Below are 12,656 nucleotides of genomic sequence, written 5' to 3'. Positions count from 1 at the left end.
ATGATCGAAATCCTCGACACCACCCTCCGCGACGGCACCCAGGGTGAGGCAGTCAACCTCTCGAGCGACGATAAAATCGCTATCGCCAGGCGGCTGGCGGCTTTCGGGGTGCCCATCATCGAGGGCGGCTGGCCGGGCAGCAACCCCAAGGACGCCGAGTTTTTTGCCCGCATGAAGGGGGTGGATCTGGGGAATAGCCAGCTTTGTGCCTTTGGTTCGACCAGGCGCAAAGGAGTCAGGCCCCAGGACGACCCCTCGGTGCAGGCCATGCTGGAGGCAGCTACCCCGATGGTCACGGTGGTGGCCAAGAGCTGGGACTTCCACGTGACCCACGCCTTAGAAGTCTCGCTGGAAGAAAACCTCCGCATGATCGAAGAGACCTACCGCTACCTGGTGGAGGAGGGCAAGCGGGTCATCCACGACGCCGAGCACTTCTTTGACGGCTTCAAGGCCAACCGGGGCTACGCTCTGAAGACCCTCGAGGCCGCCGTGCGTGGCGGGGCCGATACCCTGTGCCTGTGCGACACCAACGGGGGCAGCCTGCCGGAAGAGGTCTACGAGATTACCCAGGTTGTCCGAGAAGCCTTCCCGGGGGTCATCATCGGCATCCACCCCCACAACGATAGCGAGCTTGCGGTCGCCAACGCCCTGGCTGCGGTGCGGGCCGGGGCCACCCACGTACAGGGCACCATCAACGGCTACGGCGAGCGCTGCGGCAACCTGAACCTGACCAGCGCCATTCCCAATCTGATGCTGAAGTACGGCCTGGCGCTCAAGGGCCTCACCCCCGCCAGACTGGCCGAACTGCGGGAGGTTTCGCACTTCGTGGACGAGCGAGCCAACCTGGCCCCCAACCTGCGGGCGCCCTATGTGGGCGATGCGGCCTTTGCCCACAAAGGGGGCATTCACGTGTCGGCGGTGCTCAAAGACCCCCGTACCTATGAGCACGTGCCACCCGAAGCTGTGGGCAATAGCCGCCGGGTGCTAGTTTCGGATTTGTCGGGCCGCTCCAACCTGCTGGCCAAGCTGGCCGAGTCGGGGGTCAGCGTGCCCAAGGAGATGGCCGGGGCCTTGCTGGACGAGGTAAAGCAGCTCGAGCACGCCGGCTATTCCTTTGAAGGGGCCGAGGCCAGCTTCTACCTCCTGGCCCACCGCCTGCGGGGGGGGCAGATGCCTTTTAGCGTGGAAGGTTTCACAGTCTTTGTGCATGTGGCCGACGCCGACCCCGAGACCCCCACCTGGGCCGAGGCCACCGTGCGGGTCAAGGTGGGCGAGACCCTCCAGCACACTGCCGCTGAAAGCCAGCACGGGCCGGTCTCGGCCCTAGACAAAGCTTTTCGCAAGGCCATCGAGGCTTTCTACCCCGAGATTGCCGAGATTGAGCTGTCCGATTACAAGGTGCGCATTTTGTCCGGCCAGGAAGCGGGTACAGCCTCGGGGGTGCGCGTCATGATCGAGATGCACCGGGCTGGCGAGCGCTGGAGCACCGTGGGCGCCAGCAAGAACAACCTCGAGGCCTCCCTCAAAGCCTTGACCGATGGCTACGCTTACGCACTGCTCAAAAGCCAGCCGATTCCACAGGATTAGGGTTTGCTTTGCTCGGGGTTCAGGGCGTTGGTGTATGCCTTCAGGGCTTGCTCCTCGGCGGGAATGCGAACGAACAGCAACAGCATGGCGTTCAGCAGGGAGGCCACCAGGGCCGTAAGGTAGGCACTGAAGATAAGCGGTAAAGAGACGAGTTCCAGTGCTACCGCCAGGTAGTTGGGGTGGCGGAGGTAACGGTAGGGGCCGGCCTCAATTCTTTGGGCCCCCGGTACGATGACGATGCGGGTATTCCAGTACCGGCCCAGGCTGCGGATGGCCCAGTAGCGTAGCCCCTGGGCCAGCACAAACACCGTAAGCCAAAGCCACCAGAGGGGGGAGAGCTGGTTGCGGGCCAGGCCCTCGAGCAGCCACCCCAACATCCAGCCGATGTGGAGCAGAAAAAATAGCGGGTAGTGTTCCCGCCCATACTCTTTGCCGCCTTGCGAAAGCGCCCAGCGCAGGTTGGCCTGGGCCAGGCGCAGTTCCAGGAGGCGCTGCAGGGCGACAAAGGTCAGCGCCACCCAGACCGCTACCACTGCAACACCACCCCCTCGGCGGCAAAGCCGGGCCCCAGGGCAAGCAGTACCCCTTTACTACCTGGCGCGGGGCGCTCGAGCTGGTACATCTGGCGGGCCAGCACAAAAAGCACGGTGGGGCTCGACATATTGCCAAACTTCTTGAGCACGCAAAAGGAGGCCTCGAGGCTCTTTTCATCCACCCCCATCCCGCTTCGGTAGGCCGAGAGTACCTTGGCCCCTCCGGGGTGGAGCGACCAGGTTTCCACGTCTTTTGCAGATAGCCCATAGCTCGCCAGCCCATCGCGGATCAGGTTGCCCAGCTCGCCTTCGACCAGGGCCGGAATGCTCTGGGCAAAGCGCACTTGCAGTCCATCGGGTATCACATCCCAACCCATCACATCGAAACTGTTGGGCAACAAGCGGCTAAACCCCCCCAACACCGCCGGGCCGGTAGAGGGGGCGGTAGAGGTGGGCTGTCCCAGCACCACTGCGGCGGCCCCATCGGCAAACAGACTGGTGGCGACCAGGTTGCTCTTGCTCAGGTCGCCCCGCACAAAAGTCAGGCTGCACAGCTCGACTGCGACCATCAGTACGTACTGGCCGGGACGGCTTAGCGCCAGCTCGGCGGCCCGGGCCAGCCCGGCGGCGCCCCCCGCACAGCCCAGGCCCCAGATGGGCAGGCGAACCGCCGAGAGGGGGAGGCCCAGGCGCTGTATTAGGTGGGCCTCGAGGCTGGGCGTTGCAATGCCGGTGGTGGTCACGATTACTACCGCTCCCACCTGCTGGGGGGTAAGGTGGGCTTGCTCGAGGGCATCGCGGCAGGCCTTTTCACAAAGGTCTAGCGCGGTCTCGAACCACAACCGGTTTTTTTCGGCAAAGCTATGGGGCTCGGTGAACCATTCTAGCGGCGCGGCGATATAGCGCGACTCGATGCCGGTGTTTTCGAACACTGTAATCAGGCGCTCGAGGCCTGCCAGGCGGCTAAACATGATCCGCACCAGGTCGCGTACCTCAGACTGACCTACCCGGTGGGGCGGGTTGGCGGTGGCTATGCTCAGGATTCTCGGATACACAACAAAACCTCAGTCGTCGCTTTCCGGGGTAGTACAGGAATCACGGAATACATACTGTGAGATGCGCTTGCGATGATCGGACTTCCAGTCGATGCGAGGCCGAGGCTTTTCTGGAGGTACGTAGCCCAGCCGGTAGATGGCCATGAGCTCCAGGTGCTCGGGCACTTCCAGCAGCTTTTTTAGCTCTTGCCAGGCCTCGGGGATTTCCATGGGCGTGGACACGAACTGAATACCCATGCCCAGCTCCACCGTGGTCAGCCAGATGTTCTCGATGGCCATGCCCAAACCCAGCACACTATAGAAGCCCGAAAGCTCGCCGGGGCGATATTCCTGCTTGTCCAGCAGTGCCGCTAGCAAGAGCGGCGAGCCCGCGACCAGCTTGCGGTTATCCTCGCCCAGGGTCTGGGGAACCCGCAAGGCCCGTAGTAGCCCCAGAGCAGAGGGACTCATGATCTGACGGGTAAAGGGGCGCAGGGGGCCCGGCAACTGGTCGATCAGAATGCCGTCGCGCCGTTCGTCCATCTCTTTTTCGCTGAAGCGAAAGTAGGGGCGATAGCGCTCGAAGAACTTGCCATCGGCAATCAGTTGCTGCATGGTGCGCCCACCAATCTCGGCAATTTTTTCCCGCTTGGCTTTGTCTTCAATCAAAATGAAGCGCCAGGGCTGGGAGTTGAAATGGCTGGGCGCTCGGCTGGCGGCTTCCATCAGCAAATGCTGATGATCCCTGGATACAGGCTTGTCCAGAAAGGGGCCATTGGTGGTTTTACGTTTTCGGATTACTTCCAGAAACTCCATATCAACCCCTCACTGATAACAAGTATCCCACCAACCCTAACATGCCCAGTGTGGGGTGAAGCCAGGTGCGGGGCCGGGCTTTGGGAAACAGAGCCAAGCATCCCACGGTAAGCAAAAGCCACCATTCCCTGGCAAAAACCATCGCCAGGACGGCGCAGATAAAAACCATCAGATAAAGCCCGTGGTGCCAGATGCCAAAGTGGCCCAGCCGAAACTGTGCGGCCAGCCCCACCAGCATGTTGAGCACATACAGGCCAAAACCCACTGCTAGAAAAGGGGACATTGGCCCTAGCATATCGCCATGCCGAGGGCCATGTGCAAGCTGCCTTAAGGTCAAACCCCATCGTTGAGTGCCTTCTGTTAACGTAAGGCGGCTTGCAGCACCACCCCCAAGACAGTACCGAGTAAGGCGAACAGCAAAGGGGTCAGCCAGCGTCGCTCGCCTTCGTGGGCGATGGCGCGGGTGTGAAGGCTAATGGCAATCTGGGTAAGCGACTCGAGCTCGTCGGGGTTCAGGGGGCGGCGGGTGAGGTCTTTGTAGGCTTCGCTCTCGGGGTCAACCTGGCTGAGTTCCTCGAAGGAAAGCTCACGCTGGCGTTGCACGCTATAGGTTCGATCAAAACCGTGCCGCAGCCGCAGTGAAGCCCAGCCTTCCTGCTCGTCGCTCACGTGGAAAAACTCCGGGTGCTCATCGAAAACCTGCCGCCAGGTGGCCGCACTACGGGGCGCGTCCAGACGATCTACTCAGTCTTTAGCAAGGCGGCTGGAATAGGGGTAGCGACCCATCACGGTGAGGGCCGCGATCACATCTGCCAGTCGCCAATCCTTAAGGTAGGGGGAGCGGCAGGCTATGGCTACCTTCGTTCACAGCTCGAGCCTGTCCAGCGGCCTCCCCTGGCCTGGCACTCCCGCCGCAGGTTTTCTTCAGGGGCCCGCAGCACCACCAGCACCAGACCCGCCGGATAGCCCCCCGCCCCGGCCCCCAAACCCAGCTCCAGGCGGCTCAGGGTATGGGTTTCGCGCGTGCTGGGCACCTGGGTGCTCACATAACCCTGTCCATCCCAGGTGTAGATTGCGCTCCGAATGACGCGGTTACCGGGCCGGTAGGGTGGGTTCACCCGCAGTTCAATCTCCAGGGGTTTGAGGAAGTTGGTCGCGCTCGAGGAAAGCCGGTAAATCCCCACCACTTCGCGCTCGGGCAGGGTCTGGATAAAAAACACCTCATTCTGGGGTGGGGAAGTGGGTACGGCCTGGAGGCGCTCGAGGCGGAAACGAACCGAGGAAACCAGAGCGCCAGGGGGAATTACCACATGAATGCCGGGTAGTTGCAGCGCCCCGCCCTGAGCGCCGATGCGCTGCTCGACTACACGGATACTTTGACCAACCCCCCAGGACGCCAAAAGACCAAGCAGTAGCAGCAGCCGAATCATCGCTTCACCCTTTTACCGGTTTCAGATTAACGCACAATCATCTGAGAAAATCCAGGTCGAATACGGGTCGTCAACCACAAAACACCCGCGGCTGAACCAGCTCGTCTAAGCCCCCACCAGCCTCCTGGCTTCGGCCAGAACCGCTTTTACAGTCTTGTCGTCCGGGGCCTCACAGTAGATGCGTAGCACCGGCTCGGTGCCGGAAGCTCTAAAGAGCAGCCAACCAGCTTCGCCAAAAAGCCACTTGGTTCCGTCCAGATGCTCTGTACCACGCACCTGCTGCCCGGCGATGGTCTCGGGCGTTTGCACCCGGGCCATCGCGGCCTGGATATGCTCCATCGAAGGCAGTTGCAAATCTATCCGGTCGTAGGCGTGCCTGAAGCCTACCTCGGCTTCAATTTCGGCAAACTGCTGTCCCAGGCTTTTGCCGGTTCGAACCACCGACTCCAGAAGTAGCAAAGCGTTGAGCAGTCCATCGCGCTCGGGGATGTGGCCCGCCACGCCGATACCGCCCGACTCCTCACCCCCTATCAAGACCCCGCCTTTTAGCATTTCATCGGTGATGTACTTGAACCCAATGGGCGTGACCACCAACTCCAGGCCCAGCCTGTGCGCGAGCTTGTCTACAATCTGCGAGGTCGAAAAGGTCTTGACCACCCGCCCCTTTAGTCCTTTGCTGTGCAGGTGTTTGAGCAGCACAGCAAAAATCTGATGGCTGTTGAAGTTGCTTCCTCCGGCCAGCACAGCCCCAATTCGGTCTGCGTCGCCATCGTTGATGACGGCAAAAGTGGGGTCTTGCTCGGCCTTGAGCACGGTCATGATGGTGAACTGGTTCTGGGGAATGGGCTCGGGGCAAACGCCGTAAAACATGGGGTCAGGTACGGCGTGTATCTCGCGCAAATCCAGCTTTAACCCCGTATGTTTGATAAACCCAGCCAGCCAGCCCGCGCCGGCCCCCCCAAGGCTGTCGTGGTACATGACCCCCTCGTAGGCCCGCAGGGCCTCCATGTCCAGCTTGCTGACCAGGAAGTCGTAGTAGGCTTTGCGCACATCCAGGGGGTGAATGGTTCCGCTACCGGTCCTGGGCGGTTGACCCAGCCTGGCCTCCACCGCCGCAACGATATCAGGGGTGGCCGAGCCCCCGTAGGGTCCCTTGATTTTGAAGCCCAGGTACTCCGGGGGGTTGTGGCTTGCAGTGATCATCACCCCCCCATCGGCTTGCAGGTGCTTTACAGCAAAAGACAGTACCGGGGTGGGGACATAGGATCTGGAAAGGTGTACTTCCAGCCCATTGGCGGCCAGCACCTCGGCGGCCCGACGGGCAAACTTGCCTGCCATGAAGCGGGTGTCGTAGCCAACCACCGCTTTCTTACCCTGCTGCTCCAGCAGATATTCGGCGTAGGCCTGGGCCACCCGGGCCACATTGTCGAAGGTGAACTGGTCGGCAATAATGGCCCGCCAGCCGTCGGTGCCAAACTTGATGCCTGAGCTGGACTGATTACTGGCGATTTCATCTGCCATATCCATACCTGCAACACTATACAGGGGGTGGGGAAGAGGGCACAGGGGGATAGCGAACTCGAGTAGGGCAACCACAAAGTTGCCTTGAGCTCCCTCTCCTTCGATGGGAGAGGGCGGGGGTGAGGGTGTCCTGGCCTCGCAGCTTGACTTGCATAGGGCAATAATCCAAGGTCAAAGGCATTTGCTTTGCTCACTACCCCCCACCCTAACCCTCCCCCACCAGGGGAGAGGGGAGTGTGCCTTGTGGTTTTCTGACCTTGCGATTGCCCTGGAAATCGAGTTGCAATAAGACTGCCCTGTGCTGGGCTTGCGGATTTGAGCGGGCATTGCTATCCTGCTCACCCCCCATCACGGCGGTGGTGATAGACTTCTGAAGCTTTATGTCCGACCTCCTTACTTCCCTTAACCCCTCCCAACAGGAGGCCGTCAAGCACTTCGAAGGCCCGGCGCTGGTGGTGGCCGGGGCTGGTTCGGGCAAGACCCGCACGGTGGTGCACCGGATTGCCTATTTGCTGCGCGAGCGGCGGGTGTATCCGGCCGAAATACTGGCCGTGACCTTTACCAACAAAGCCGCTGGCGAGATGAAGGAGCGGCTGGAAAAGATGGTGGGGCCCGCGGCCAAAGACCTCTGGGTTTCCACCTTCCACTCGGCGGCAGTGCGAATCTTACGCGCCTATGGTGAGTTTGTGGGCCTCAAGCCGGGGTTTGTCATCTACGATGATGACGACCAGAACATACTCTTGAAGGAGATTCTGAAAGAACTTGAGCTCGAGGCCAAACCCGGCCCCTTTCGGGCCATGATAGATCGCATCAAAAACCGCGGCGATGGCCTGGTGGAGTTTATGCGCGAGGCCCCCGACTTTATCGGGGGGGTGCCCAAGGACGTCGCGGCTGAGGTCTACCGCAAGTATCAGAGCGGGCTGCGGATGCAGGGTGCGCTCGACTTCAACGACCTGTTGCTTCTGACCATCGAACTCTTCGAGCAGCACCCCGAGGTCTTGCACAAGGTGCGCCAGCGGGCCCGCTTTATTCACGTGGACGAGTACCAGGACACCAACCCCGTGCAGTACGAGCTAACCCGCTTGCTGGCCGGTGAAAAACCCAATCTGATGGTGGTGGGCGACCCCGACCAGAGCATCTATGGCTTTAGAAACGCCGATATCAACAACATCCTCGACTTCACCAAAGACTACCCCGGGGCCCGGGTCATTCGCCTGGAGGAAAACTACCGCTCCAGCAGCGCCATCCTGCGGGTAGCCAACGCCGTGATTGAAAAAAATGCCCTGCGGCTGGAAAAAATCCTGCGCCCCACAAAAGAGGGGGGCGAGCCGGTGCGTCTCTACCGTGCCCCCAACGCCCGGGAGGAGGCCGCTTTCGTGGCGCGGGAAATCCTCAAGCTGGGGCATTACCCGCAGGTTGCGGTGCTCTACCGAACCAACGCCCAGTCGCGGCTGCTGGAAGAGCACCTTCGGCGGGCCAATGTGCCGGTGCGGCTGGTGGGGGCGGTGGGGTTTTACGAGCGCCGGGAAATTAAGGACCTGCTGGCCTATGGGCGTGTGGCCATCAACCCCGCCGATTCGATTAACCTGCGCCGCATTGTGAACACCCCGCCCCGGGGCATTGGGGCGACCACAGTGGCCAGGCTGGTCGAGCATGCGCAGAAGACCGGTACCCCGGTTATTGAGGCATTTCGCGCGGCCGAACAGGTGATCAGCCGTCCCCAGCAGGTGCGGGCTTTTGTGCAGCTTCTGGATGAACTGATGGAGGCAGCTTTCGAGACCGGGCCCACCGCTTTTTTTGAGCGCGTACTGGACGAAACGGGCTATCGAGATGCCTTGAAGCAGGAGCAGGACGGCGAAGACCGCCTACAAAACGTGGAGGAGCTGTTGCGCGCGGCGCGCGACTGGGAGGAAGAGGAAGGCGGTAGCCTCGCGGATTTCCTTGACTCGGTGGCCCTCACGGCCAAGGCCGAAGAACCCCAGGGGGATGTTCCAGAAGAGGCCGTGACCCTCATGACCCTGCACAACGCCAAGGGCCTCGAGTTCCCCACGGTGTTTTTAGTCGGCCTGGAGGAAAACCTGCTCCCCCACCGCAACAGCCTGAACCGCCTGGAAGATCTGGAAGAAGAGCGCCGCCTCTTTTATGTGGGCATTACCCGGGCGCAGGACAGGCTGTATCTTTCCTACGCCGAAGAGCGCGAAACCTATGGCAAGCGCGAGTTCAGCCGCCCAAGCCGCTTCATAGAAGATATTCCACCGGATTTGCTTAAGGAGGTGGGGGCTTTTGGCGATAGTGCCGTGCCGGTGCTGTCCTACAGCCGTCCTGAGCCCAGGCCCAAAACCCAGCTTTCCGAGTTCAAAGGAGGGGAGAAGGTTAGGCACCCCAAGTTTGGTAGTGGCACGGTGGTGGCCGCCATGGGCGGCGAGGTCACGGTGATGTTCCCCGGATTGGGCCTGAAAAAGTTAGCGGTGAAGTTTGCCGGACTGGAAAGGCTCGATGGATGAAGCCTGTCTAAGCAGCGCTTTAGTTTTCCTTCGCTTAAACCGCACTTTGCCGAGTAGGGTGAGGATATGAAAAAGCAAGTGGCACGTTTGGGTGCGGTATTTGTTTTGTTGTTCGGTATGGCCTTTGCTAGCGGGGCCGATATTGGCTTTTCGGTGCGCAACGGTCCCAATGGCAATTTCATGGGGCATCTGGGGCTTTACCTGGATGGCTTTCCCATAGACTTCCGCTCACAGCTGGTGATGGGTTCTCCAGGAGGCCTCTACCTGAGCGGCGAGGTGGTATATCCCTTGCCCTTTTTCTTGCTGGTGCGGCCTTATCTGGCCGGGGGTCTGGCGGTGGGTATCACCGGCTACACCGCGCAAAACGAACTGCGGTTGCGCTTTGGTGAGCGGTTTTATGCCATTTTCTCGGCGGGAATCCAGTTGCCCGACCGGGGTTACCGGCCCTACCTCGAGGTCAGCCAGGTCATCGGCTCGGAGAGCTTTCAACGCTTCACAGTAGGTTTTATTGTGGAGGGGTTTTGAAGCAGGCCGATAGCTGATAGCCCATAGCCGATAGCGAGAGACGCCTTATTGCCTTTGAGCATAGTAGATTAGGGGGGATGCATTCCCGCGACTACGCCGCGACCCGCCCCCTGGTTGTTTTGCACCAAGGCCAGAGCCGTTGGTATCAAGCGCTTCTGACGGCTTCGCTGCATCATAATTTGCCGCTGTTTGTCTATGCCAGTCAGCCTGGAGCGGCCCTCGAGGCTGCCCTCATGGCCCTCCAGCCGCTTAGCTTTCGGGGCGCGGTACTGGAAGACCCCGGTCTACAGGCCCTGGCCCTGGATGCCGTGCAGCACCAGGAGCCCGAGGCCCTGCAGGCCCGCCGGGTCGATCTGGTTCTGCCTGAAGTGACCGGAACCAGGGGGTTTTATCAGGAGCCCATCGCCCTAGCCCACCTGATCCGCCGCTATGCCTTTGGCGATAAGGCCCTTTGGCTGGGCCCTATCCGCCCCGAACTGGCCCAGGGCCTGCGCGGCCTGACCAAGGTCTCGGTATTGAGCCGGAGCTTTCCCGAGGGCGAGAGCTTTTTGGAGCTTCTGCCGCTTCCCCAGCGAGGGGTAGTGGCGGCTGCGGAGGCGCAGGCCACGGTGGTGGCCCGCCAGGCCGACTTGATTCTGTATGCCGGTGGAAATCTGCCGCTGGCTCTGCTCCAGCCCTACCACAGCGTGATTGCCCTCAAACCGCTGCCCTCGGAGGCCTTGCGCCTGATCGGGGAGTATGTTCCTCCAGAAGAGTTCCAGAAGTTTCACCTGGCTGCCCTGTTTGAAGCTCTGGGGTACGCCCTGCCCCCCGAAACCTTTGTGGTCTAAGCAGCGCATGGTTTTGTTATCGTTCCCCTTGTAGTTGATAGTCAGGCTTTGTCATAATCTCAAGTTACGCAGAAGTGAATAATACCGGATTCAAAAAGACAGTTTACAAAACCAAAAACACCAGAGGCTGTCTTTTGGAATCCTAGAGCACACCCCTCCCGAACGGTCGGCGAAGAAAGCGTCTCCCTTCCAAGGGGCGGTATCGCCCTCCGCTACGCGGATAACTACGGTCGGGTTAGTTGGTCACCAAAGGGTGACGAACTAACCGAATCTGGTATAAATCCATCCAGCTCGCGTCTTTCAACCTATGAGCTACCAGGAGATGACTCCGGCAGCTGGCGAATGCCATTGAGCCGCACAGCCATGCACAAAGCCGCCCTCTCCATCCTTGACATCAGCTCAGTCCTTACCCCAATAGCGTTGAGGAAGCTACAGTCAAAAAAGTTGGCGCACATCTTTATCCGAGCATGCAAGAGATTTATCTATCCCTGTGAGCTTTATTCATACATGCGTAACTTCAGAATCTAGAATCCTCTATCCCAGACAGAACAGTTGCTGCCCGGAAAATCGAAACCCAAGCACTTGGGTGCGCAACATGCGTCTGGGCGCAGACGTATTCTCGTTTTTGCGGGCGGCAACGTCTGTGAAGGGCGCGATAATCGAAGGGTTTTGACAAATACCTGGTTGGTAGTCGAAGGTAATGCGCCGCACCCCTCCATGTGGTACAGCTTTGACCTGCCAAAAGCAGTCAGTCGCTCAACGCTCTTCCAAAACCCCCTGCCGTAGCAGGGCAGGTACAATGGGGTCACCCACCCGCAACAGGGCATAGCTGCCCAACCTGCGGGCGGTGGTTCGCAGGCGCAGAAGATGCTGTTCCAGTGCTGCTTGATAACCTTTTACTTCTACCTCGCCCACCTCCATCCGGCTCCCGACTTCGATATCCTGCAGCAGGGCTTCGGTGAAGCCGGGTGAGAGTTCCTCGGGGGCCATGACCTGTACCAGCACCACGTGCCGCAGTTTTTGCAAAAGACGTGACCAGTCCAGCTCGTCCAGACCATCGGTCAGGAGCACGGTGACGCCGCTGGGCCGGGGAAGGTTCATCAGCAGCGAGGGCCCTTGCACAACCGGCTCAAGCTGCCCCCGGTAACGACCACCGCCCCACATAAAAGCCCCTTCTGACTTCGCACAGTCGGTCAGCACACGCAATACCCGCTCGGCATAAACCTGCTTTCCCAACAACTTCATACTGGGCGAGCCATCCAGGAAAAAGGTGAAGCGGGCCGGAGCTTCCGCCTGGAAGATGCGGGTATAGAGCCGACCCGTGCGGGCATAGGCCCGCCAATCAATAAAGCGGGGCTCGTCGCCCTGGGCGTAGCCGCGTAGCTCGTAGAATTCCAGCCCACGCCCTGGTATGGCCTGGGTGCGCTCACCGGCAAAGGGTTGGGTCGGTCGGGTGCGGATGCGGTAGCGGGTCATGGTAAGCGCAGACTCGTACCACACTGTATGTCATTTATGGCATTTGGGCGGTAATGCCGGCTTCAAAAAGGTTGTTTGTTTGTGGCCGTTCTGTGACGAACTAATCGAATCTGGCACGAAATCCTGGGTGTGCTAGTGGTCTGGTAACTAGGAACTCGGTATGTACTATAGTCCTTCTCAATGAGCCGCACATCGCAATTTTGGGCAATCAACGTGCTTCAAAACGTTCTGTAATTCCTGAAAACAAGTTACCGGTGCACTAGCACTGCACAGAGTCATATAAAAAATTCGGTTGAGCAAAGGAAGGGGCTTCTAAACTGGATTTGTGAATAACCCAGAGAAGCCCAAAGATAGTGTAGCTTGCCAGAACTGCGGAAGTGTGAAAGTCGAATGTGGCGGC

The 12,656-nt window shown here is 60.0% G+C and carries 12 protein-coding genes; 4 read left to right on the top strand and 8 right to left on the bottom strand.

What is annotated here, in order from left to right; genetic code table 11:
* Positions 1 to 1,587: a citramalate synthase gene (cimA, locus tag Mhypo_RS08720; RefSeq protein WP_119340913.1), complete on the top strand. Its 1,587-nt coding sequence runs from the start codon at positions 1 to 3 to the stop codon at positions 1,585 to 1,587.
* On the opposite strand, the gene Mhypo_RS08715 is transcribed toward cimA, so the two are convergent.
* The 7 genes from Mhypo_RS08715 to Mhypo_RS08685 form a co-directional block, all read right to left on the bottom strand.
* Positions 1,584 to 2,120, bottom strand: a complete 537-nt coding sequence (locus Mhypo_RS08715) for an isoprenylcysteine carboxyl methyltransferase family protein (protein WP_119340912.1) — start codon at positions 2,118 to 2,120, stop codon at positions 1,584 to 1,586. The two genes, cimA and Mhypo_RS08715, sit on opposite strands and share 4 nt — an antisense overlap.
* Positions 2,114 to 3,175, bottom strand: a complete 1,062-nt coding sequence (locus Mhypo_RS08710) for a type III polyketide synthase (RefSeq protein WP_240637171.1) — start codon at positions 3,173 to 3,175, stop codon at positions 2,114 to 2,116. Before Mhypo_RS08710 ends, Mhypo_RS08715 begins: the two co-directional genes overlap by 7 nt.
* A 9-nt stretch (positions 3,176 to 3,184) precedes the next feature.
* A complete protein-coding gene (locus Mhypo_RS08705; RefSeq protein WP_119340911.1) occupies positions 3,185 to 3,970 on the bottom strand; it encodes a nitroreductase family protein in 786 nt (261 codons plus the stop codon).
* A 1-nt stretch (position 3,971) separates the two neighbouring features.
* On the bottom strand, positions 3,972 to 4,253 hold the full coding sequence (locus Mhypo_RS08700; RefSeq protein WP_119340910.1) for a hypothetical protein: 282 nt from the start codon (positions 4,251 to 4,253) through the stop codon (positions 3,972 to 3,974).
* A 77-nt stretch (positions 4,254 to 4,330) separates the two neighbouring features.
* Positions 4,331 to 4,639, bottom strand: a complete 309-nt coding sequence (locus Mhypo_RS08695) for a hypothetical protein (RefSeq protein ID WP_119340909.1) — start codon at positions 4,637 to 4,639, stop codon at positions 4,331 to 4,333.
* A 185-nt stretch (positions 4,640 to 4,824) separates the two neighbouring features.
* Positions 4,825 to 5,400: a hypothetical protein gene (locus Mhypo_RS08690; protein WP_119340908.1), complete on the bottom strand. Its 576-nt coding sequence runs from the start codon at positions 5,398 to 5,400 to the stop codon at positions 4,825 to 4,827.
* A 105-nt stretch (positions 5,401 to 5,505) separates the two neighbouring features.
* Positions 5,506 to 6,921: a phosphohexomutase domain-containing protein gene (locus tag Mhypo_RS08685; RefSeq protein WP_186814651.1), complete on the bottom strand. Its 1,416-nt coding sequence runs from the start codon at positions 6,919 to 6,921 to the stop codon at positions 5,506 to 5,508.
* 380 nt (positions 6,922 to 7,301) lie between these two features.
* Between Mhypo_RS08685 and Mhypo_RS08675 the strand changes: the two genes are divergently transcribed.
* From Mhypo_RS08675 to Mhypo_RS08665, 3 genes are all read left to right on the top strand, one after another.
* A complete protein-coding gene (locus Mhypo_RS08675) occupies positions 7,302 to 9,425 on the top strand; it encodes an ATP-dependent helicase (RefSeq protein ID WP_119340905.1) in 2,124 nt (707 codons plus the stop codon).
* Positions 9,426 to 9,491: 66 nt separating this feature from the next.
* Positions 9,492 to 9,950 carry a hypothetical protein gene (locus tag Mhypo_RS08670; RefSeq protein ID WP_119340904.1) on the top strand — a complete coding sequence of 153 codons (459 nt, stop codon included), beginning with the start codon at positions 9,492 to 9,494 and terminating at the stop codon, positions 9,948 to 9,950.
* 77 nt (positions 9,951 to 10,027) lie between these two features.
* Positions 10,028 to 10,780, top strand: a complete 753-nt coding sequence (locus Mhypo_RS08665; RefSeq protein WP_119340903.1) for a hypothetical protein — start codon at positions 10,028 to 10,030, stop codon at positions 10,778 to 10,780.
* A 756-nt stretch (positions 10,781 to 11,536) separates the two neighbouring features.
* Here the strand turns inward: Mhypo_RS08665 and Mhypo_RS08660 are convergent.
* Positions 11,537 to 12,256: a DUF58 domain-containing protein gene (locus Mhypo_RS08660; protein ID WP_119340902.1), complete on the bottom strand. Its 720-nt coding sequence runs from the start codon at positions 12,254 to 12,256 to the stop codon at positions 11,537 to 11,539.
* Positions 12,257 to 12,656: the final 400 nt, after the last annotated feature.

This window comes from Meiothermus hypogaeus (assembly GCF_003574035.1).
In the GTDB taxonomy this organism is placed as follows: domain Bacteria; phylum Deinococcota; class Deinococci; order Deinococcales; family Thermaceae; genus Meiothermus; species Meiothermus hypogaeus.
This window is presented reverse-complemented; position numbering and strand designations above follow the sequence as displayed.

Coding starts and splice junctions, on each gene's coding strand:
- cimA (WP_119340913.1), top strand. CDS start 1: ATGATCGAAATCCTCGACACCACCCTCCGCGACGGCACCCAGGGTGAG.
- Mhypo_RS08705 (WP_119340911.1), bottom strand. CDS start 3,970: ATGGAGTTTCTGGAAGTAATCCGAAAACGTAAAACCACCAATGGCCCC.
- Mhypo_RS08700 (WP_119340910.1), bottom strand. CDS start 4,253: ATGTCCCCTTTTCTAGCAGTGGGTTTTGGCCTGTATGTGCTCAACATG.
- Mhypo_RS08690 (WP_119340908.1), bottom strand. CDS start 5,400: ATGATTCGGCTGCTGCTACTGCTTGGTCTTTTGGCGTCCTGGGGGGTT.
- Mhypo_RS08685 (WP_186814651.1), bottom strand. CDS start 6,921: ATGGCAGATGAAATCGCCAGTAATCAGTCCAGCTCAGGCATCAAGTTT.
- Mhypo_RS08675 (WP_119340905.1), top strand. CDS start 7,302: ATGTCCGACCTCCTTACTTCCCTTAACCCCTCCCAACAGGAGGCCGTC.
- Mhypo_RS08670 (WP_119340904.1), top strand. CDS start 9,492: ATGAAAAAGCAAGTGGCACGTTTGGGTGCGGTATTTGTTTTGTTGTTC.
- Mhypo_RS08665 (WP_119340903.1), top strand. CDS start 10,028: ATGCATTCCCGCGACTACGCCGCGACCCGCCCCCTGGTTGTTTTGCAC.
- Mhypo_RS08660 (WP_119340902.1), bottom strand. CDS start 12,256: ATGACCCGCTACCGCATCCGCACCCGACCGACCCAACCCTTTGCCGGT.